The sequence below is a fragment of the Herbidospora sp. RD11066 genome, from assembly GCF_054661255.1.
The window spans coordinates 1,254,129-1,274,658 of the sequence record NZ_BAAGDO010000001.1 but is presented as its reverse complement, the minus strand read 5'-3'; the positions used below and the strand labels follow the sequence as shown (position 1 = coordinate 1,274,658).

17 protein-coding genes are annotated in these 20,530 nt (G+C 68.7%); 13 read left to right on the top strand and 4 right to left on the bottom strand.

Features of this window, described 5'->3' with window-relative positions:
• The first annotated feature begins 38 nt into the window (after positions 1–38).
• Positions 39–1,721 carry a sensor histidine kinase gene (locus tag ACYQ78_RS05705; RefSeq protein WP_459799606.1) on the top strand — a complete coding sequence of 561 codons (1,683 nt, stop codon included), beginning with the start codon at positions 39–41 and terminating at the stop codon, positions 1,719–1,721.
• Here the strand turns inward: ACYQ78_RS05705 and ACYQ78_RS05700 are convergent.
• The gene (locus ACYQ78_RS05700; RefSeq protein WP_459799605.1) at positions 1,714–2,355 is read right to left on the bottom strand and encodes a response regulator; all 642 of its coding nucleotides are present in this window, start codon (positions 2,353–2,355) and stop codon (positions 1,714–1,716) included. The two genes, ACYQ78_RS05705 and ACYQ78_RS05700, sit on opposite strands and share 8 nt — an antisense overlap.
• A gap of 138 nt (positions 2,356–2,493) precedes the next feature.
• Between ACYQ78_RS05700 and ACYQ78_RS05695 the strand changes: the two genes are divergently transcribed.
• The 9 genes from ACYQ78_RS05695 (at position 2,494) to ACYQ78_RS05655 (ending at position 16,926) form a co-directional block, all read left to right on the top strand.
• Positions 2,494–3,348, top strand: a complete 855-nt coding sequence (locus tag ACYQ78_RS05695) for a universal stress protein (RefSeq protein ID WP_459799604.1) — start codon at positions 2,494–2,496, stop codon at positions 3,346–3,348.
• A gap of 98 nt (positions 3,349–3,446) precedes the next feature.
• Entirely contained in the window at positions 3,447–4,628 is a 1,182-nt protein-coding gene (locus ACYQ78_RS05690) for an ROK family protein (RefSeq protein WP_459799603.1), read from the top strand.
• Entirely contained in the window at positions 4,625–5,554 is a 930-nt protein-coding gene (locus tag ACYQ78_RS05685; RefSeq protein ID WP_459799602.1) for a carbohydrate ABC transporter permease, read from the top strand. The genes ACYQ78_RS05690 and ACYQ78_RS05685 overlap by 4 nt, the downstream gene beginning before the upstream one ends.
• Positions 5,547–6,353 (top strand): carbohydrate ABC transporter permease, encoded by an 807-nt coding sequence (locus ACYQ78_RS05680; protein ID WP_459799601.1) that lies wholly within the window; start codon positions 5,547–5,549, stop codon positions 6,351–6,353. The genes ACYQ78_RS05685 and ACYQ78_RS05680 overlap by 8 nt, the downstream gene beginning before the upstream one ends.
• A gap of 25 nt (positions 6,354–6,378) precedes the next feature.
• Positions 6,379–7,632: an ABC transporter substrate-binding protein gene (locus ACYQ78_RS05675; protein WP_459799600.1), complete on the top strand. Its 1,254-nt coding sequence runs from the start codon at positions 6,379–6,381 to the stop codon at positions 7,630–7,632.
• Between the two features lie 12 nt (positions 7,633–7,644).
• Entirely contained in the window at positions 7,645–8,697 is a 1,053-nt protein-coding gene (locus ACYQ78_RS05670) for a glycoside hydrolase family 15 protein (RefSeq protein WP_459799599.1), read from the top strand.
• Positions 8,694–10,841: a glycoside hydrolase family 31 protein gene (locus tag ACYQ78_RS05665; RefSeq protein WP_459799598.1), complete on the top strand. Its 2,148-nt coding sequence runs from the start codon at positions 8,694–8,696 to the stop codon at positions 10,839–10,841. The genes ACYQ78_RS05670 and ACYQ78_RS05665 overlap by 4 nt, the downstream gene beginning before the upstream one ends.
• On the top strand, positions 10,838–14,104 hold the full coding sequence (locus ACYQ78_RS05660) for a TIM-barrel domain-containing protein (RefSeq protein WP_459799597.1): 3,267 nt from the start codon (positions 10,838–10,840) through the stop codon (positions 14,102–14,104). The genes ACYQ78_RS05665 and ACYQ78_RS05660 overlap by 4 nt, the downstream gene beginning before the upstream one ends.
• Positions 14,101–16,926 carry a TIM-barrel domain-containing protein gene (locus ACYQ78_RS05655; protein WP_459799596.1) on the top strand — a complete coding sequence of 942 codons (2,826 nt, stop codon included), beginning with the start codon at positions 14,101–14,103 and terminating at the stop codon, positions 16,924–16,926. Before ACYQ78_RS05660 ends, ACYQ78_RS05655 begins: the two co-directional genes overlap by 4 nt.
• Before the next feature lie 148 nt (positions 16,927–17,074).
• On the opposite strand, the gene ACYQ78_RS05650 is transcribed toward ACYQ78_RS05655, so the two are convergent.
• The gene (locus ACYQ78_RS05650; protein WP_459799595.1) at positions 17,075–17,479 is read right to left on the bottom strand and encodes an Imm32 family immunity protein; all 405 of its coding nucleotides are present in this window, start codon (positions 17,477–17,479) and stop codon (positions 17,075–17,077) included.
• 49 nt (positions 17,480–17,528) lie between these two features.
• Between ACYQ78_RS05650 and ACYQ78_RS05645 the strand changes: the two genes are divergently transcribed.
• Complete coding sequence (locus tag ACYQ78_RS05645) at positions 17,529–18,329, top strand: hypothetical protein (protein WP_459799594.1); 801 nt, start codon at positions 17,529–17,531, stop codon at positions 18,327–18,329.
• Here ACYQ78_RS05645 and ACYQ78_RS05640 read toward each other — a convergent pair.
• Complete coding sequence (locus ACYQ78_RS05640) at positions 18,323–18,724, bottom strand: cellulose binding domain-containing protein (RefSeq protein ID WP_459799593.1); 402 nt, start codon at positions 18,722–18,724, stop codon at positions 18,323–18,325. The two genes, ACYQ78_RS05645 and ACYQ78_RS05640, sit on opposite strands and share 7 nt — an antisense overlap.
• Positions 18,725–18,995: 271 nt before the next feature.
• Here ACYQ78_RS05640 and ACYQ78_RS05635 point away from each other — a divergent pair, with 271 nt between their 5' ends.
• Together ACYQ78_RS05635 and ACYQ78_RS05630 are read left to right on the top strand one after the other, a co-directional pair.
• Positions 18,996–19,805 (top strand): maleylpyruvate isomerase family mycothiol-dependent enzyme, encoded by an 810-nt coding sequence (locus ACYQ78_RS05635; RefSeq protein WP_459799592.1) that lies wholly within the window; start codon positions 18,996–18,998, stop codon positions 19,803–19,805.
• Complete coding sequence (locus tag ACYQ78_RS05630) at positions 19,805–20,278, top strand: DUF6368 family protein (RefSeq protein WP_459799591.1); 474 nt, start codon at positions 19,805–19,807, stop codon at positions 20,276–20,278. Before ACYQ78_RS05635 ends, ACYQ78_RS05630 begins: the two co-directional genes overlap by 1 nt.
• Positions 20,279–20,280: 2 nt before the next feature.
• On the opposite strand, the gene ACYQ78_RS05625 is transcribed toward ACYQ78_RS05630, so the two are convergent.
• Positions 20,281–20,490: a hypothetical protein gene (locus ACYQ78_RS05625; RefSeq protein WP_459799590.1), complete on the bottom strand. Its 210-nt coding sequence runs from the start codon at positions 20,488–20,490 to the stop codon at positions 20,281–20,283.
• Positions 20,491–20,530: the final 40 nt, after the last annotated feature.

The window sequence follows — 20,530 nt, the reverse complement described above, 5'->3', positions numbered from 1 at the left end:
AGGGCGATATGTCCATTTCGGGAGCGGAAGATGGGCATATGACCCGTCCGCTGATCCCGAGCATGCGGCTGGACGAGCTCCTCTCGGAGCTCCAGACGAGGCTCGACGCCGTGCTGGCCACCCGTGATCGGGTCCACACCCTCCTCGAAGCGGTGGTCCTGATCGGCGGTGACCTCGAACTGGAGACGGTGCTGCGGCGGATCGTCGAAACCGCCACCCGGCTGGTCGACGCCAGTTACGGCGCCCTGGGCGTCATCGGCGACGAGCACAGTCTCGTCGAGTTCATCCCCGTCGGGCTCACCGAGGAGGAGATCTCCCGGATCGAGCACTGGCCGCACGGCCTGGGCCTGCTCGGCCAGCTCATCAAGGAGCCCCAGCCGCTGCGGACGGCCCGGATCGCCGACCACCCCGAGTCCTACGGGTTCCCCGACGGCCACCCCCCGATGGGCTCGTTCCTCGGGGTGCCGCTGCGGGTCAGGGACGAGGTCTTCGGCAACCTCTACCTGACCGAGAAGCGCGGCGGCGCCGAGTTCGACGAGGAGGACGAGGCCGTCGTGACCGCCCTGGCCACCGCGGCGGGTGTGGCGATCGAGAACGCGCGGCTGTACGAGGAGACCCGGCGCCGCGAGATCTGGCTGCGCGCCACCGCCGACGTGACCACGAACCTGCTGTCGGGCGCGGGCCCCGGCGACGTGCTGGCCCAGGTGGCCGAGCGGGTCAAGGAGATGGCCGACTCCGACACCGCCCTGGTCTTCTTCCCCACGGACGGCGGCACCTCACTGCGCGCGCTGATCGCCCTGGGCATGGACGGCATGGACGACCTGGTCGGCGGCGAACTCGCCCTCGACACCTCCCTGGCGGGCCAGTCCTTCAAGACAGGCGAGCCCCTGTCGGTCACCGACATGTCCGCCGACGGCTACACGACCATCCACGGCCTGCCGATCGGCCCGGCCGCCGCCATCCCGCTCGGTTCCGCGGGGTCGGTGCGCGGGATCCTGGCCTTCGGCAAACGTCCGGGCCGGATGCCGTTCAGCGCCTCGACGATGAACCTGCTCTGCTCGTTCGCGGCCCAGGCCACCGTGGCGCTCGAACTCGCCGAGGCCCGGCGCGACGCCGAGCGGATCAACCTCCTGGAAGACCGCGACCGCATCGCCAAGGACCTGCACGACGTGGTGATCCAGCGGCTGTTCGCGGTGGCGATGACGCTGATGAGCACGGTCCGGCTGATCGAGCACCCCGAGGCGGCGGGCCGGGTGCAGCACTCGGTCGACGAGCTCGACGCGACCATCCGCCAGATCCGGGCGACGATCTTCGCCCTCCAGGGCCCGCTGGGCTCCGACGAGTCGGGGCTGCGCGCGCGGGCGGCGGAACTGGTCGACAGGACGTACGGGGATCTGGGGTTCCGGCCGGTGCTGCGGCTGGACGGGAAGCTCGACTACGGCGTCTCTGAGGAGATCGCCGACCAGGTGCTCGCGGTGCTGCGCGAGGCGCTGTCGAACGTGGTCCGGCACGCCGAGGCCAAGCGGGTCGAGGTGTCGCTGGAGGCGGGCGACGAGGTGATCCTGGTCGTCGACGACGACGGGGTCGGCCTGCCGCCGAACGGGCGGCGCAGCGGCCTGCGCAATCTGGAGGAACGGGCCACGGCCTGCGGCGGCGCCTTCGAGGCGGGCCCGCGTGAGGGCGGCGGCACCCATCTCGTCTGGCACGTCCCGGTCAACTGACCCCATCGGGCTGCATCTTGGCGGCGTACACGGCGACCTGGGTGCGGCGCTGCATGCCCAGTTTGCCGAGCAGCCGTGAGACGTGGTTCTTGACGGTCTTCTCCGCCAGGAACATCTCGTCGCCGATCTGCCGGTTGGTCAGGCCCTCGCCGATGTACTCGAGGATCCGGCGCTCCTGGTCGGTCAGGACGGCCAGCGGGTCGCGGCGGCCACTGTCCTCGCGGAGCCGGCGCAGCATCGTGGTGGTGGCCTTCGGGTCGAGCAGCGAGCGGCCCCCGGCCACCGTGCGCACCGCCCCCACCAGGTCACATCCGTGGATCTGCTTCAGCACGTAGCCGGACGCCCCGGCCATCACGGCCTGGAAGAGGGCGTCGTCGTCGGCGTACGAGGTCAGCATCAGGCACGGCAGTTCGGGCACGGCGCTGCGGACCTCGCGGCAGACGTCCACCCCGCTGCCGTCGGGCAGCCGGACGTCCAGGACGGCCACGTCGGGCCGGATCGCGGGGATACGCGTGATCGCCGACGCGACGGACCCGGCCTCACCGACGACCCTGATGTCGCCCTCGGCCTCCAGCAGCGCGGCCACACCGCGCCGCACCACTTCGTGATCGTCAACGAGAAATACGCGAATCATGTCTTCAAACGTATTCGTCCCCTTTGTCCCTAGATAGGGACCAAAGTCACTGTTTGCCTGGTTAGGGACTTTCGGCCCTGGGTATTTGCGCAGCTCAAGCGTTGTTATGGAAGCAAGGGCGAAAACCAAGGGGGAGTCATGAGGGATGTAACAGTCGGTGTCGACGGTTCGCCGATGTCGCTGGCGGCCGTTCAATGGGCCGCGGATGACGCCGCCCGCAGGGGTTCGTGGCTGCGCGTCGTCCATGTGATCGACCGGTCTCCGTACGAGCTCACGCAGTCGCCGGAGCTCGACGCACAGCTCGCGGACGCGGCCTGCCGGATCATGACCGAGGCCGAGAAGACCGCGCGCGACCAGCGGCCCGGCCTCGGGATGCGCCTGCAGAGCATCGAAGGCCGCCCGGCCGACGTGCTGCGCAGGCTCGCCGACGAGTCGGCCGAGCTGGTGCTCGGCAGCCGGGGCATGGGCCGGACGGCCGGCAGCATCCTGGGCTCGGTCAGCATGCAGCTCGCCGGGCACGCCCGCGGCCCGGTCGTCATCGTCCGCGACCGGCCGAGGAACCGCGTCGGCGAGATCGTGGTCGGCCTCGACGAGACCGCCGACTGCCAGCGCCCGATCTCCTACGCCTTCGAGCAGGCGGACCTGAACGGCTCGGAGGTGCGCGCCCTGCACGCCTGGGCCCTGCCCACGCACACCTACGCCCCGGAGATCACCTTCGACCTCGAGAAGGTCAGGGCCGGTCAACGCGCCGTCGCCGCCAGCCAGCTCGCCAAGCACCGCAAGCGCTACCCGCGGCTGGAGGTCTTCGACGACCTGCGCTCCGCGCACCCGGTCGAGGCCCTGGTCGACGCCTCCCGCGAGGCCGACCTCGTCGTGGTCGGCTCGCACGGACGCGGCCGGGCCGGGTCGATGGTCATGGGCTCGGTCAGCCGCAGAGTGCTCCGGCACGCCCGCTGCCCGATCGCCGTCGTGCGCCCGTGCGGGAGCCACTGACGTTCCGACAGGTTTCGATCTGGTTTCGGACCCTTGACAGCACCCAACTGAACAGCGATATTTCGGGACTAACTTTACCAATAAAGAAAGTGAGCCCGATGGCTGCGACCGATCGTGGTGACCTCACCCGGACGGCGATCCTCGCCCTGCTCGGCACGGTCGGGCCGCTCAGCCGCACGGAGATAGCCAAGGAGCTGGACCTCTCCCCCGCGACGGTCACCCAGCTCACCAAGGCGCTCATGGCGGCGGGCATGCTGGAGGAACTCGACCTCCAGCCGTCCAGAGGCGGACGCCCCGCCCAGCGCCTGGGCCTGGCCGGAACGGCCGGACGCGCGCTCGGCGTGAAGGTGACCGCCGAGCACCTGGTCATCGTCGAGGTCCGCCTCGACGGCGACGTCCTCGGCACCTGGGAGACCCCCTTCGACCCCTCCTCCCCCGACGCGCTCGGCGACCTGTCGGAAGCGGTCGCCGACGTGCTGGGCCGGGTCCCCCCTCTGCTCGGCGTCGGGGTCTGCGTCCCCGGCAGCGTCGACGACCAGGCCGTCGGGACCGTGAACGCCCCCACTCTCGGCTGGCAGGCCATGCCGGTGGGCGACCGCCTGCGCCGCCGCCTCAAGCTTCCCGTCCTCCTGGAGAACGACGTCAACGCGCTGGCCGTGGCCGAACGCCTCTACGGCCGGGGCCGTACCCACCGCGACTTCCTCGTGCTGACCATCGGCCGCGGCGTCGGCGCCGCGATCGTCGCCGACGGCCGCGTCTACCGAGGCGCCCGCGGCGGCGCCGGCGAGTTCGGGCACGTCCCGGTCGCCGTGGACGGCCCGTTGTGCGGTTGCGGTGTGTACGGCTGCCTCGAAGCGATCGTCGGAGCGGCGGGTCTCGTGGCTTCGGCCCAAGAGCGCGGCCTGGCCGTCACGACGGTCGACGGCCTCGGCGCCCTTGCCGCAAGCGACCTTAGAGCACGCGCGATCTTCGCCGAGGCCGGCACCATCCTCGGGCGGACGACGGCGGGGTTGATAAACGTCGTCGATCCCGAGGTCGTCGTGGTCCTCGGCGAGGGGACGGCGCACTGGGAGTACTGGCGCGAGGGCTTCGACACGGCGGTCCGCAGGCAGCTCATGCCCGGCCGCCGCGACATCGAGATCGAGGTCGAGAGCTGGGACGACACCTCCTGGGCCCAGGGCGCCGCCGCACTGGTCCTCGCCACCCCTTTCGACACCGAGGGTGCGGCGGGTGAACAGGGCCGGATGGTCCGCGCTCGGCTGATAGGGGCGAGCTCATGACCCTGACCGAAGCCCCGCCGCAGGCTCCCGCCCGTCAGCCGCTCCGGCCGCCGAAGAAGCGGCTCCGGTACGCCCTCACCGTCGCGGTCTTCCTGCTCCCCAGTGCGATCCCGCTGCTGCTGTTCACGCTCATCCCGATGGCCGGATCGCTCTGGACGTCGTTCCACGAGTGGAACCTGATCACCCCGATGCGCTGGGTCGGGCTGGACAACTACGCCGACCTGCTCGGGAGTGAGGAGACGCGGGCCGCGTTCGGGCACACGCTTTACTTCATCGCCGGGTACCTCCCGCTGGTCTACGCGGGTGGCCTGGGGCTGGCGATGCTGCTCAACCGGGCCATGAAGGGCCGGGACATCTTCCGGGCGATCTACTTCCTGCCGGTCGTCACGTCGTGGGTCGTCGTGGCGCTGCTGTGGAAGTGGCTGCTCAACCCGGCCTCGGGGATCGTCAACTGGGCGATCTCGCTGGTCGGGCTGGAGGGCCCGGGGTGGTGGACCGACCCCGACTGGGCGATGCCCTCGATCATCCTGGCCTCGGCCTGGAAGGACCTGGGCTTCGTGATGATCATCCTGCTCGCGGGCCTCCAGGCCATCCCGAAGGAGTACATCGAGGCCGCGCGGGTCGACGGCGCCAACGCCTGGCAGCGGTTCCGCAGCATCACCCTGCCGCTGCTGTCGCCCAGCACGTTCTTCGTCGTCGTCATCTCGCTGATCAACGGGTTCCAGGTCTTCGACCAGGTCCACGTCATGACCGGCGGCGGACCGGCCGGCGCGACGCAGGTCGTCGTCGAGCAGGTCTACAACCTGACCTTCAAGTACGGCCGCGCCGGAGAGGCGTCCGCCCTGTCGTGGCTGCTGTTCGCGGTCGTGCTGGTGGTCACGGTCTTCCAGATCCGCGGTCAGCGCCGGTGGGTGAACTATGGCTAAAGCAGGCAAATACGCCCTCGTCGCGCTGGGCGCCCTGATCATGCTGTTCCCGTTCGCCTGGGCGGTGATCACCTCGCTGACCCCGGCGGGCACCGTCCTCCAGACGCCGCCCGACTTCGCCCCCGACAACGCCACGCTCGACGGCTACTCCCGGCTGCTGGAGACCATGCCGTTCTGGCGGATCATGTTCAACAGCCTCTGGATCGCCGTCGCCTCGACCGTGTTCCAGCTGGTCACGAGCGCGATGGCGGCCTACGCCTTCGCCCGGCTGCCCTTCCCGGGCCGGGGCGCGCTGTTCGCCGTCTACCTGGCGACGCTGATGGTCCCGCTGCAAGTGCTGGTCGTGCCGCTGTTCATCGAGATGCGGACGTTCAACCTGACCGACACCTACTTCGCGATCCTGGCCCCGACGATCGCCTCGGCGTTCGGCGTGTTCCTGCTCCGGCAGGCCGTCCAGCAGGTGCCGAAGGAGTTCGACGAGGCGGCCGTCCTCGACGGCGCCGGGCACTTCCGGATCTTCGCCCTGGTCGTGCTGCCGCTGATCAGGCCCGCCCTCGCCACGTTCGCGATCTTCGGGTTCATGGCGAGCTGGAACAGCTACCTGTGGCCGCTGGTGATCATCAGGTCGCCCGAGTTCATGACGCTCCCGCTGGGGCTGGCCAACCTGCACGGCCAGTTCACCACCGAGTGGAACGTCGTGATGGCCGGGTCGGTCGTCAGCGTCGTCCCGATCCTCATCCTCTACCTGTTCGCCCAGAAGCACGTCATCGCCTCCGTCGCCCAGTCGGGCCTCAAATAACACCCCCCGAAGTAAAGGAACCACCATGGCCGGATCAGCCCGGGTCGTCGCCGCGACCCTGATCACCGCTCTGCTCGCGACCGCCTGCTCGCAGGGGTCGGCGACCCGTACGGAAGAGCCCGCCGCGGGCGGCAAGGTCACGCTGCGCTACTTCACCTTCTCCGCCGCGCCCGACCACGTGAAGGACCTCGACACGATCGTCGCGGCGTTCGAGAAGGAGAACCCCACGGTCGACGTGCAGGTCGAGACGGCGCCGTACGACCAGTACTTCACCAAGCTCCAGACCAGCCTGGCGGGCCAGACCGCCCCCGACACCTTCGAGCTGAACTACGAGAACTTCGTCACCTACGCCGGGGCGGGCAGCCTGCTCGACCTGGGCACGGCGGGCGGCGACACCGACACCTCCGGCTACGCGCAGGAGTCGCTGAACGCCTTCAAGCACGACGGCAAGCAGTTCGCGCTCCCGGCCTCGTTCTCCACCGTCGTCCTGCTCTACAACAAGACCCTGTTCGAGAAGGCCGGCGTGCCGCTGCCCACCGCCGACTGGACGTGGGAGGACGAGAAGGCGGCGGCGGAGAAGCTGACGTCCAAGGACGTCTTCGGCGACTACCAGCCGGTCACGTTCTTCGAGTTCTACAAGGCCCTGAAGCAGGCCGGTGGCGAGTTCATGGCCGGTGGCAAGTCGACGTTCAACAGCCCGCAGGGCGTCAAGGCCGCGAAGTGGCTGGTCGAGAAGGTCGGCAAGACCATGCCGACCGAGGCCGAGATCGGCGGCACCGTCGACTTCGACACCAACCTGTTCAAGTCGGGCAAGCTCGCGATGTGGCACAACGGCATCTGGCAGTTCGCCGGGCTGAAGGACGTGCCTTTCGAGTGGGACGTCGTGGTCGAGCCCGGCGACACCCAGAAGGCCAGCGCCGTCTTCCACAACTCGGTGGCCGCCTCGACCACGACGAAGCACCCGCGTGAGGCGTACGCCTGGGCCAAGTTCCTGAGCAGCTCCAACGTGGCCGCCACGACCCGCATCGCCGGTTCGTGGGAGCTCCCGCCGGTCTCCGACAAGACCGTGCTGGACGGCTACCTGAAGGACCCGGTCCCGGCCAACCGCCAGGCCGTCTTCGACTCGCTGAACAGCATCGCCCTGCCGCCGGTCATCGCCCGCCAGCAGGAGATGCAGGACGCCGTCACCCAGGAGCTCACCGAGGCCGCGGCCGGTCGCAAGTCCGTCGAGGACGCGCTGTCCGAGGCCGCCACCAAGGTCGACGCCCTTCTCGGCTAGGAGAGAACCAGCATGATCGACTTGATGTCTCGCAGCGTCCAGGTGATCCGCGGGAATCAGTCGCCCTCGGGGGCCTATCCGGCGTGTCCGACCTTCTCCGCCTACGCGGGCTACGCATGGCTCCGCGACGGCGCGTTCATCGCCGAGGGCATGTCCCGCGTCGGCGAGGAGGCCTCGGTCACCGCCTTCCACGAGTGGTGCGCGCGGGTCATCACCGCGCGCACCGCGCAGGTGGACGACCTGATCTCCCGTCGACACGGGCCTCTCTCACCTGGGGAGATGCTGCCGACCCGGTTCACCCTGGACGGCGCCGACGGCACCGACGAGTGGTGGGACCATCAGCTCGACGGCTACGGCACCTGGCTGTGGCAGCTCGCCGAGCACGCCGGGCGCTACTCCGTGGACGTCCCGATGGAGGCCGTCCGGGTGGCCTCGCGCTACCTGGCGGCGTTCTGGGACAGCCCCTGCTACGACTGGTGGGAGGAGCACGTCGAGCAGCGCCACGTGGCCACGCTCGGCGCCGTCCACGCCGGTCTGCGGGCCGCCGTCGCGCTCGGGGTCACCGACGCCGAGGTGAAGGAGGCGATCGGCGGCATCGAGGCGCTGATCACCGCCGAGGGCGTCTCGGAAAAAGGCCACCTGCGCAAATGGCTGGGCTCCGACGAGGTCGACGCGAGCCTGCTGGCGTGCGTCGCCCCCTTCGGCCTGTACGCCCCCGACCACCCCGTGGCCGTCGCGACCGTCGCCGAGGTCGAACGGCAGCTCGCCCATGAGGGCGGGGTCTACCGCTACCGCGCCGACACCTTCTACGGCGGCGGCCGGTGGGTGCTGCTGGCGGGCTTCCTCGGGCTGAACCACGCCGCCGCCGGGCGTCCGGAGGAGGCGTCGAGGTACCTGTCGTGGATGGCCGCCCAGGCCCTCCCCAACGGTGACCTGCCCGAACAGGTCTCCGACGTCCTGCTCTTCCCTGACCGTCACGACGAGTGGCTACAGCGCTGGGGCACGGTCGCCACGCCCCTGCTGTGGTCGCACGGCATGTACCTGATGCTGGGAGCCGACCTGTGATCCGTCATCGTCCCTATGGCTCTGGCCACCCCTACGCCGTCTCCGAGGACCAGCGCGTCCCCTCGCTGCCGTTCGAGGGCCAGCCCGTCGAACTGCGCGTGCGCTCGTCGGCGACCGAGGTGGTCTGCGAGTTCGACGGCGTCGACCTGCCGATGACGCGCCTCTTCTCGGGTGAGGGCCCCGCCGTCACCGACGGCGGTCACCTGGCCGCCGCCCAGGCCAAGGCGGCCCGCGCGGCGGTCGGATCATGGACGGTGATGACGGGTCCGCTGGCGTTCGGGAACCGCTACCGCTACCGGTTCCGGGAGCCCGGTCGTACCACCAGGTGGTTCGAGGTGTCGGCGGCGCGGTGGGTCCCCGGGAAGATCGGCGTGAGTGGGACCGACCGGGTCGTGCCCGGGTCGGTCGAGTGGCTGGTGGACGCCGACGGACCCAGAAGAGTCCGTTTCTCGCTTCAGCTCCGTGAAGACGATCACCTGGTCGGGTTCGGCGAGCGCTTCGACGCCGTCGACCAGCGGGGCCACGACCTCGACGCGGTCGTGTTCGAGCAGTACAAGGGGCAGGGGGCGGCGGGGAAGACGTACCTGCCGATGCCCTTCGCCTTCGTCATCGGCGACCAGCCGTGGGGTTTCCATGTCCGGACCTCGCGCCGCACCTGGTACACCGCCGACGGCGACCTGCTGACGGTCGAGGCGGAACTCGGTCCGGACGCCGACCTGGAGATCGCCTTCTACGACGGCGACCCCGCCGCCGTGCTGGCCCGGTTCCTCGACGAGGCCGGTCACCCCACCGAGCTGCCGTCGTGGGTGTTCCGCCTGTGGGCCAGCGGCAACGAGTGGAACACCCAGGCCCGGGTGCTGCACGAGATGGACCGGCACCGCGAGCACGACATCCCGGTCGGCGCCCTGGTCATCGAGGCGTGGAGCGACGAGACCACCTTCACCGCCTTCCGCGGCGCGGTGTACGAGCCCTCCCCCGAACCCCACTCCCTCGCCGACTACACCTTCCCGCCCGACGGGCCGTGGCCCGACCCGAAGGGCATGATCGACGAACTGCACGACCGTGACATCAAGGTCCTGCTCTGGCAGATCCCGCTCCAGAAGATGCGCCCCCACCCCCGCCACCAGGCGGCGCTCGACGCCGAGCAGCTGGTCGAGAAGGGCTACGGCGTCCGCGAGGCGAACGGCAAGCCCTACCGGAACCGCGGCTGGTGGTTCCCGCTCGCGCTGATGCCCGACCTGTCCGCGCAGGAGGTCCGCGACTGGTGGACCGCCAAGCGCGCCTACCTCGTGTCGGAGATGGGCGTGGACGGCTTCAAGACCGACGGCGGCGAACACGCCTGGGGCCACGACCTCCGCTACGCCGACGGAAGGCGCGGCGACGACGGCAACGGCCTGTTCCCGGTGAACTACGCCCGCGCCTTCGGCGACCTGCTCCGCCGCCACGGCAAGGCCCCGGTCACCTTCAGCCGCGCCGGTTTCACCGGCTCACAGCCGCACGGCGCGTTCTGGGCCGGCGACGAAGACTCGACGTGGACGGCCTTCGAGTCGTCGATCCGAGCCGGGATCACGGCTTCGGCCTGCGGCATCGTCTACTGGGGCTGGGACCTGGCCGGGTTCTCCGGCGACCTGCCCACCGCCGAGCTCTACCTGCGCGCGGCCGGGACCTCGGCGTTCATGCCGATCATGCAGTACCACTCGGAGTTCAACCACCACCGCACCCCCATCCGCGACCGCACCCCGTGGAACATCGCCGAGCAGACCGGCGACGCGACGGTCATCCCGGTGTTCCGCGACTTCGTGAAGCTCCGGGAGCGGCTGGTGCCCTACCTGACCGAGCAGGCGGCGATCGCGGTGGCCGGTGGGAAACCGCTGATGAGGGGCCTGTTCTTCGATCATCGGGAGCCGGAGATCTGGCGGTATCCGCTCCAGTTCAAGCTGGGCGACGCGCTGCTCGTCGTCCCCGTCACCGCGCCCGGCGCCACCGACGTCGCCGCCTACCTGCCCGAGGGCGAGTGGGTGGACGTGTGGACCGGCGAGGTGCTGCCCGGTGGGCGGGAGGTCACCCTTCCGGCGCCCATCGAGCGTCCTCCAGTGCTCTGTGCCTCCGAGCACTGGCCGCGTTTGAGAGGAGTGTTCCTGTGATCCGGTTACGCTCGGGCGTCACCGTCGTGGTCCTCGCCCTACTCGCCACGATGTTTCACGCCCTTCCCGCAGCCGCTCTCGACGGCGTCCACCACAATCCGACCGGCATCGACGATCTCTACTCCACCGAACCGACCGAGCGTTCTCCCCGTGACCCGATGGCCGGGGAGGCCGTCACGATCAGGGCCACGACCTGGCCGATCGAGGCCGGGCAGACCGTCTGGATCACCTGGACGAAGAACGGCGTCGCGCAGACCCCGATCGGCGCCGCCTGGGACTACAACCAGGGCAACAACTCCTACTGGCGCATCCCCCTCGGCTCGTTCGTCCGGGGCGACGCGATCTCCTACACCGTCAACGCCAACGTGAACGGCACCGGCCAGCGCAGCGTGGGGCCGTTCACGTTCAAGGTGACGTCGTGGTCGACGGTCACCAACGTCGTCTCGTACGTGAACAACGGCACCTCGGTCGACGTGACGACCGGCGACTCGGCGGGGTCGTTCACCCCGAAGATCCGGTTCGCCTTCCCCGCTCTCGACCGGTTCCGCACCCAGATCGCGCCCGCGGGCAGCGGGCTGAACATCAGCGGCGTGTCCGGCTACACGGTCACCAACTCGGCGTCGGAGCTGACGCTGTCGACGTCGTCCCTGGTGCTGAAGATCCAGAAGACGCCCTACCGCCTGTCGGTCTACAAGGGCGACGGGACGACGCTGATCACGCGGCAGTACGACCCGGCGGTGTTCCGGAACATCGGCTGGGCCAGCGACGGAGTCTCCACGGTCACGAAGATCGAAGACCACTTCCTGTCGCCCGCCGGAGAGCGGTTCGAGGGCTTCGGCGAGCGCTACGACCGGCTCGACCAGCGCGGCACCGACGTGCACAACTACGTCTACAACCAGTATCGCGACCAGGGGTCGTGGCGGCGGACGTACCTGTCGACGCCGTTCTTCCTCAACTCCGCCGGTTACGGCGTCTACATCCCCTCGACGCGCTACTCCATCTTCAACCTGAACACCCACCTGAACGACCTGGCCGGTTTCTCCGTCGACACCGGTGGGGCGTTGAACTCGACGCTCGACTACCACTTCTTCGCGGGCACGCCCGCGGACATCGTCGACGACTACACCGCGGTGACCGGCAGGCCGCAGTTGCCGCCCAAGTGGGCGTTCGGCCTGTGGATGTCGGCCAACGAGTGGAACACCCAGTCGGAGGTCACCGCCGAACTGGCCAAGCCCGGCACCAACAACATCCCGCACTCCGCGATCGTGCTGGAGCAGTGGAGCGACGAGGCGACCTTCTACGTCTGGCACGGCGCGACGTACACGGCGAAACCGGGCAGCGGGAAACTCGCGCTGACCGATCTGACCTTCCCGCCGGGCACGGCGTGGAGCGACCCCAAGGCGATGGTCGACGACGCCCACTCCAAGGGCATCAAGGTCATCCTCTGGCAGATCCCGGTGTTCAAGGAGAACTTCGACTCCAACCCGTCGACCGCACCGCAGCAGCACCTCAACGACCGGTCGTATGCCCAGACCCAGGGCTATCTGGCCACGCAGCCGGGCGGTTCGCCCTACCGGATCCCGACCGGCCAGTGGTTCGGCGACAGCACCGTGCCCGACTTCACCTCGGCCGCCGCGCGGAACTGGTGGATGAGCAAGCGCGACTACCTGATGGACGACGTCGGCATCGACGGCTTCAAGACCGACGGTTCCGAGGCGGTGTTCGGGCGGGGTGTCTCCTTCGCCGACGGGCGCAAGGGCGACGAGATGCACAACGCCTACCCGAACTCCTACCTGTCGGCCTACAACACGTACGTGAAGGGCAAGAAGCCCGACGGGACGATCTTCAGCCGGGCCGGGACCGCCGGGGCGCAGTCGACCTCGATCTTCTGGGCCGGCGACCAGAACTCCTCGTTCCCCGCCTTCCAGGAGGCGGTGCGGGCGCAGCTCACCGCCGGGCAGTCGGGGGTGCCGTTCACCGCGTGGGACATGGCCGGGTTCACCGGCACCTTCCCGAGCGCCGAGCTCTACCTGCGTTCGGCCGCCCAGGCGACGTTCTCGCCGGTCATGCAGTATCACTCCGAGACGGCCAACCCGGGCGTGTCGGAGGCGCGGACGCCGTGGAACGTCCAGGCGCGCACCGGGAACACGAACGTGATCCCGTATTTCCGGAAGTTCGCGAACGTGCGGATGAACCTGATCCCCTACCTGTACACGGAGGCGAAGGCGTCGTCGCTGACGGGTGCGCCGATGATGCGGGCGATGAGCTACGCCTACCCTGCCGACTCCACGGCCGCCGCCCTCGACCAGCAGTACATGTTCGGGCCGCAGCTGCTCGTCGCGCCGATCACCACCGCCGGGGCCACGTCGAAGAACGTGTACCTGCCCGCCGGTGAGTGGTACGACCTGTGGAACGGCGGGCGGTTCACCGGGCCGGGGACCAAGACGTACAACGCCGGGCTGGACACGATCCCCGTCTACGCGAAGGCCGGGGCGATCATCCCGCTGAACCTGAACGCGGGGTACGAGCTGGGCGGGAACATCTCCAACAGCGTCTCGTCGTACGCCAACCTCGTGTTCCGGATCTATCCGTCGGGCACCTCGTCGTACTCCTACTTCGAGGACTCCGCGGGGCTGTCCCGGACCGTCACGTCCACCGAGAACTGGGCCTCTCACACGGTCGGCGTCTCGGTTCCGGCTCTGACGACCACTTCCACGCTCCAGGTGGCCTCCACGCAACCGTCGTCGGTGACCGGGGCGACCGCCCGCGCGTCGCTGGCCGCGTTGCAGTCGGCCACCGAGGGCTGGTGGTGGGATCCGGTGCAGCAGCTCACGTACGTGAAGCTGGCCTCCAGCGCCTCCGCGCGGTCGGTCACCCTGAACGGGGTCGACAAGGCCGCCTACGAGGCCGAGTTCGGCGCCGGGGTCGGCGTCTCCACCAACACCGACCACGCCGGGTACACCGGCACCGGGTTCGTCGACGGGTTCGCCTCCTCGGGCGACTCGGTGACCTTCGCGGTACGGGCCGACGCCACGGGCAGCCACCAGCTCAAGTTCCGCTATTCGACGACGGTCGCCTCCACCCGGACCGTCTATGTGGACGGGGTGTCGGTCGGAACACTGAACCTGCCCGCACTGCCGAACTGGGATACCTGGGGCACGGCGACGCTCACCACGAACCTCACGGCCGGAGCCCGATCGATCAAGATCGAGTACGCCTCCAACGGCATCAACCTGGACAACCTGGTGGTGGCGCGGCCATGAGAAGACTGATCATTCTGGCTCTTCTCGTGAGCAGCTTCTTCGTGGCCCTGCCCGCCGAGGCCGCCGTGCAGCGGGTGCAGTTCACCAGCGGGTCGACGTACCTGATCGCCGAGTTCCTCGACGACGACCTCGTGCACTTCGAACTCGCGCAGGGCACCAGCCCCGGCACCGGGTCACCGCTGTTCACGACCCCGCAGGTGCTCAAGACCGACTACACCGGACCTACCAGCTTCAGCCAGGTCGGGAACGTCATCACGACGGCGTCCATGAAAGTGGAGGTCACCTCCGGGACGCTCTGCGTGAAAGTCTCCGACCCCACCCGACTGCTCTATGAGGCCTGTCCGCGTAATCTTGCGCAAGCCTGGAAGGGTCTGTCGGTCACGAAGGGCTCGATCCAGCACGCCTACGGCCTGGGTGAGCAGTTCTTCATGGGCGGCAGCGCCGACGGCGACTGGGTCGGCCGCACCCGCTCCCCCGGCGGCACCTACGGCAACGCCATGGTCTGGGACACCGACAACGGCCCGGTCGGGAACACCCAGATCCCGATCCTGTTCGCGGTCGGCGCGTCCAACCTGAACTACGGGCTGTTCCTCGACCAGGTCTACAAGCAGGAATGGAACCTGACCGGCGACCCGTGGACCATCGACACCTGGGGCGACCAGCTCCGGTGGTACACGATGACCGGCCCCGACCTCCCTGACCTGCGCAAGGACTACCTGGAGCTGACCGGCAGGCCGCCGGTGCCGCCGAAGAAGGCGTTCGGCATGTGGGTGTCGGAGTTCGGCTACGACAACTGGACCGAGATCGACAACCGGCTCGCCGGGCTGCGCACGGCGAAGTTCCCCGTGGACGGGTTCGTGCTCGATCTGCCGTGGTTCGGCGGCGTGACCGCCGGGTCGGACAACACGGCGATGGGCTCGCTGACGTGGGACACCTCCGACTTCCCCGCGCCCGGTACGAAGATCGCCAACTACGCGGCCAATGACGGTGTCGGGCTGATGACGATCGAGGAGTCGTACATCGGCAGGAACCGCGCCGAACACACCGACATGGCCTCGCGGGGCTACCTGGTGCGGGCGGGCTGTTCGACGTGCGCGCCGACCTATCTGACCACCAACGACTGGTGGGGCCGCGGCGGGATGATCGACTGGACGCAGAACGCGGCCGGCGACTACTGGCACGGCCTCAAACGCCAGGCGCTCAGCGACCAGGGAATCCTCGGCCACTGGCTCGACCTGGGCGAACCCGAGATGTACGACGCGGCCGACTGGACCGCCGGGGTCCTGCCCGGCAAGCACGCCCACGCCGACTACCACAACGTCTACAACCTGAAGTGGGCCGAGAGCATCGCAAGGAATTACGCGTCCGGCACGAAAAGACCGTTCATGCTCGCGCGGTCGGGCGCAAGTGGCATGCAACGGCACGGCGTGGCGATGTGGTCGGCCGACATCGGGTCGAAGCTGACGGCGCTGGCGCAGCAGCAGAACGTCCAGATGCACATGTCGATGTCCGGCATCGACTACTTCGGCTCGGACATCGGCGGCTTCCGCCGCGAGATGCTCGACTCGGACCTGGACGAGCTCTACACCCAGTGGTTCGCCAACGGCGCCTGGTTCGAGGTGCCGCTCCGCCCGCACACCGAGAACCTGTGCAACTGCGCCGCGACCTCGCCCGACTCGATCGGGGACGTGACCAGCAACCTGGGCAACCTGCGGCGCCGGTATGAGCTGACGCCCTACTACTATTCGCTGGCCCACCGGGCCTACCTGACCGGTGAGCCGGTCGTCCCGCCGCTGGTGTACCACTACCAGAACGACGTGAACGTCCGGGAGATGGGCCACCAGAAACTGATCGGCAAGGACCTGCTGGTCGGCGTCGTGGCCGGGGAGGGCGAGCGCTCGCGCAACATGTACCTGCCCGCCGGGACCTGGTACGACTACGCGACCGGCGAGAAACTCGTGTCGACCGGCCAGTGGTTCAACGACCGCCCGTTATGGGTCAACGGCGAGTTCCGCCTGCCGACCTTCGCGCGGGCCGGGGCGATCATCCCCAAGATGTTCGTGGACGACAAGACCATGAACGTCCTCGGCAAACGCACCGACGCCTCCACCCGGAACGAACTGATCACCCGGGTCTACGCGTCACCGACCGCAAGTTCTTTCACCCTGTACGAGGACGACGGTTCCACGACCGCCTACAAGTCGGGCTCGGTACGGACGACTCTTCTCAGCCAATCGCTGTCCGGCTCGGTCGCGACCGTCACCGTCGCGGCCTCCTCCGGGACCTACACGGGAGCGCCGTCGTCGCGCTCGAACGTGGTGGAACTGGTGGCGGACACGCAGGCCAGCGGGGTGACGCTGAACGGATCCGCCTTGACGCAGCACGCGTCGAAGACGGCCTTCGACGCCGCGTCGAGCGGGTGGTACAACGCGGGAGGCGGCGTGATCGTGGCGAAGTCGGCGTCGGTGGCCGTCGGTACGGCGAAAACCTTTGCGTTCACGCTGGGCCAGGCGGTGTCGTCGATGACGTTCAGTTGCGCGAACGGGACCACCACGGCCGGGCAGTCGGTGTACGCGGTGGGGAGCGCGCCCCAGCTCGGGGCGTGGTCGGTGGCCAGCGCGGTGAAACTGTCACCGACGTCATATCCGACGTGGACGGGGACGGTCGCCAAGCTGCCGCCGGGGACGTCCATCGAATGGAAGTGCGTGAAACGCCAGGAGGCGGGCTTCCCGGACACGGCCGACGCGTGGGAACCGGGCGCCAACACGGCGTTCACGGCCCCGGCGAGCGGCTCGGGAGGAACCACTTCGGGTTCGTTCTGACGTTACGGGTCACAGCGCCTTCACCTGCCGGTGGGGGCGCTGTTTCCTTGCCCCTCCGCCGAGATGATCCGGGCGGCGTCATCCGCGACCTCGGGCCACACCTCGATGCCCTCGTCATCGAAAGCCACCTTGAGCGCCCCCTCTACCGTCAGGCCTTCGTGGCCCGCCCGCAACCAGAGCGAATCGCGATGACCAGAGGATCGGAGTCGGGCGCGAGATATGCGTGACCCGGGAAATAGTCGAGATGAAGGTGATCCGAATGATCGGCACCTGTGGCGAACTCCTCGATGTTCTCGGAAAGAAGATCCAGCGCCCCGCGCCCACCGCAGATTCTCAGAGAGGAACCCCGCGCCCAAAGACGGATCGAGTCGCCCGGCGCCTCCTGAAATTCCAGCCCGGACAACGATCGGCTGTACGGAGCTGGTTCACGATTCTCGGAGAGGTCGCATCGTCCAGTGCCACTCCGCAAGGATTGGGCAAGAGCCCGCAGCTCCGGCCGGGTTCCGGACAGCTCCAGTTCAGCGGTCGAATCTGCCCTCAGGACCTGCAGCATCGCGATTCCCGTCATTCATCAGCCGTTGAAGACCTGGAGCGAACCACTCATGTGGACCGACATTCTCGCCGATGAAGCTCCGGAGCCCTACCTGGCCCGGCTCGGGACGATCTTCGCCCGCTTCGACCGACAGGACTCCGGCAACGTCTCCTACGGTGTCGCCTTAGACGGCGAACGCCTCTTCGTGAAGACCGCGGGCCGTCCCGACCATGTCCCCTTCCTCACCCACGCGCAACGCGTCAACCTGCTGCACAACGCGGTCAGGCTGGCCCGCGCCTACCGGCACCCCGCGCTGCCGGCCCTCCGTGCCGTCGTCGACTCCGCGCACGGCCCGATGCTCGTCTACGACTGGGCCGACGGGGAACTCGTCGGGGTCCCCCGCGAGCACCGCGACGACCCGGCGTCGTCGTTCCAGCGTTTCCGCGGCCTGCCACCCGACCGCATCCTGGCCGCCCTGGACACGATCGTCGACGTCCACGACCTCCTGGGCCGCGCCGGCGAGATCGCCGTGGACTTCTACGACGGATGCCTCCTGTACGACTTCAGCACCCACCGCCTGTCCCTGATCGACCTGGACAACTACGTCCCCGCGCCGTTCCGCAATGAGATGGGCCGGACGTTCGGCTCGTCCCGCTTCATGGCGCCGGAGGAGTTCACCCTGGGCGCCCTCATCGACCAGCGCACCAGCGTGTTCACCCTGGGCCGCACCGCCCTGATCCTCCTCGGCGAGCACCTTCGGGGCCCTCTGCACGAGGTCGTCACCCGCGCCGTCCGCCCCGACCCGGCCGGACGTCACGGCTCACTGCCCGAATTCTGCGCGGCCTGGAGAGACGCGCGGCGCGGTCAATAGGTGATGTTGCACCCGACTGCGGTGGGCAGGGGCGAAAGAGTCGCCGTGGGCACGAGGATTTCGAATCCGAAATACGCACTCTGGCCCGCCGGGAGGACTTTGTTCCACGACGCCGGATTCCACACATAGGTCGACGGCCTGGTGATGTTCCAGAACTGCTTGACGGCCGCACCCTGCGAATAGGCGAAACCGATGATCGCCTCCCAGTTGGTCGACGGCGTCGTGCCGATGTTGCGGAACCTCGCGTCGACCTGCCACATGTACTGCGTGCCGTACATTCCCCGGAAGTTGGGTGTGAACGTCAGTTCGCAGGTGGCGGCCTGGGCGGGCGTGGCGAAGGTGAACGCGCCCACTAAGGCGGCCACCAGCCACACGGTCAGTCGTCGTTTCGTCATGGGCCTCTCCTGTCAGGTTTAACCGAACGTACGATCGGCCCACACCGCCGTCAAATGTCAATGAAAGTTACAGCCAATACCATTATGAAGTCCGGCGAATCACAGGATAAGAAATGCTTGAATTGCCGTCGTGAATCCCAGGGTCGAGCGTGATCTGCGCGTCCCGATGCGCGACGGAGAGGTGCTGCCGGCCGACCGGCGGCGACGGCCTCGCGGCCAGAGCCATGGTCGGTCCGTCGGCGATGATCCTCCCCATGCATACGCTGACCTCATGACGATCTTCGGGGACCCCATCGACGTACGCCACCTGTTCCCCATCGAACGGCGCTCGCTCCTGGACGTGCTGGAGAACCTGTCCCCCGCCGACTGGACCCGCGAGACGGTCTGCCCCGGCTGGACCGTCCACGACCTCGCGGCACACGTCCTCCACGACTACGGCCGCCGCCTGTCGGGAAGCCGCGACGGCCATCATGGAAGCGGCTTTCACGACGGCGAAACCCTGCCGGTGTTCCTTGCGCGGGTGAACGACGAATTCGTGCAAGCGGCCCGCGCATTTTCACCGGCGGTCGTCACGGACCTGCTCCGGCACCTGGGTGTCCAGCTGGACGCGTACTGGGCCCGGAAAGACCTCGACACCCCCGCCGACCTGGACGTCTCCTGGGCCGCGACCGACGTGCCGAGCCCGGCGTGGCTGGACATCGCCCGCGAGTTCACGGAGTTCTGGGTCCACCAGCAGCAGATCCGCGACGCTGTGGGCCGTCCGGACGCCCAGAACCTCATCGCCCCGGTCATCGACACCTTCGCCAGAGCGCTCCCCTTCGCCCTCCGGGACCACACCCGCCCGGAGGGCACCTCCGTCGTCCTGAAGGTCGGCGAGCAAGAGAGGTCGGCCGTATGGCACGAAGGCCGCTGGCGCATGGGCGCGGGCACCCCGACCGCCGAGATCACGACGGACCAGGACACGTTCTGGCGCCTGGCCAGCCGAGGAATCACCGTCGAGGAGGCCCGCCGAAGGGCCACCATGACAGGCGACCCCGAACTCACAGCGGCGGCGACCACCCTGCTTGCCGTCGTGGCCTGATGAGTCCGGCCGCGTCCGTCACCCTGTGGCTGTTCGAACAGCCGAACCTGTCGGCGCTCACCGAGGAGCCGCCCGCCCTGCGAAGAGAACTCGGCCCGTGGACCCCCGACCCCGCCGACGACTACGCGCAGGTCCCCCGCCTGCCCGTGGCCGAACTCATGATGTGGTCCGAAGGCGGCCCCGACACCGCTCTCGGACAACGGGCACTGGACGTCGCCCGCCACCTCGACGCCCTGATCGACTTCGACGGCCTGCTCGGCCCGCGCCCCTGGATCTCCAACGGACACCCGGGAGACTTCCGGCGGCGCATGCTCGCCGTGCGCCCGTTCATCGCCACGATCGGAGGAACGGTTCACGAAGTCGGCTACGCCATGCACGACAGGGACATGCGCTACTCGCACGTGGCCGACACCGAATTCCTCGCCGCCTGGCTGCACCATCCGGCTTTCCACTTACTCCGGGACTGGCAATGAGGTCAGGAGGCGGGGCCGACCTCGGGTTCCGGTTCGGGCATTTCCGAATCCTCCCCCGGATCCTCGTCGGCCATCGGGTCGGTCAGCGGTTCCGGGTCGCGGGGGATCGGATGTTCGGGGGTCTCGGTGTCGGCGCCCGATCGTTCGGCCACGACTTCGCTCTCGCCGTCTACGCCACGGTTCTCGCCCATGAACACCCGGGTGCCCGGCACGCGAGGTCGTACACTTTCAACATTTCGTTGACAACAGTCC

Coding starts and splice junctions, on each gene's coding strand:
- ACYQ78_RS05705 (WP_459799606.1), top strand. CDS start 39: ATGACCCGTCCGCTGATCCCGAGCATGCGGCTGGACGAGCTCCTCTCG.
- ACYQ78_RS05700 (WP_459799605.1), bottom strand. CDS start 2,355: ATGATTCGCGTATTTCTCGTTGACGATCACGAAGTGGTGCGGCGCGGT.
- ACYQ78_RS05695 (WP_459799604.1), top strand. CDS start 2,494: ATGAGGGATGTAACAGTCGGTGTCGACGGTTCGCCGATGTCGCTGGCG.
- ACYQ78_RS05690 (WP_459799603.1), top strand. CDS start 3,447: ATGGCTGCGACCGATCGTGGTGACCTCACCCGGACGGCGATCCTCGCC.
- ACYQ78_RS05685 (WP_459799602.1), top strand. CDS start 4,625: ATGACCCTGACCGAAGCCCCGCCGCAGGCTCCCGCCCGTCAGCCGCTC.
- ACYQ78_RS05680 (WP_459799601.1), top strand. CDS start 5,547: ATGGCTAAAGCAGGCAAATACGCCCTCGTCGCGCTGGGCGCCCTGATC.
- ACYQ78_RS05675 (WP_459799600.1), top strand. CDS start 6,379: ATGGCCGGATCAGCCCGGGTCGTCGCCGCGACCCTGATCACCGCTCTG.
- ACYQ78_RS05670 (WP_459799599.1), top strand. CDS start 7,645: ATGATCGACTTGATGTCTCGCAGCGTCCAGGTGATCCGCGGGAATCAG.
- ACYQ78_RS05655 (WP_459799596.1), top strand. CDS start 14,101: ATGAGAAGACTGATCATTCTGGCTCTTCTCGTGAGCAGCTTCTTCGTG.
- ACYQ78_RS05650 (WP_459799595.1), bottom strand. CDS start 17,479: ATGCTGCAGGTCCTGAGGGCAGATTCGACCGCTGAACTGGAGCTGTCC.
- ACYQ78_RS05645 (WP_459799594.1), top strand. CDS start 17,529: ATGTGGACCGACATTCTCGCCGATGAAGCTCCGGAGCCCTACCTGGCC.
- ACYQ78_RS05640 (WP_459799593.1), bottom strand. CDS start 18,724: ATGACGAAACGACGACTGACCGTGTGGCTGGTGGCCGCCTTAGTGGGC.
- ACYQ78_RS05635 (WP_459799592.1), top strand. CDS start 18,996: ATGACGATCTTCGGGGACCCCATCGACGTACGCCACCTGTTCCCCATC.
- ACYQ78_RS05630 (WP_459799591.1), top strand. CDS start 19,805: ATGAGTCCGGCCGCGTCCGTCACCCTGTGGCTGTTCGAACAGCCGAAC.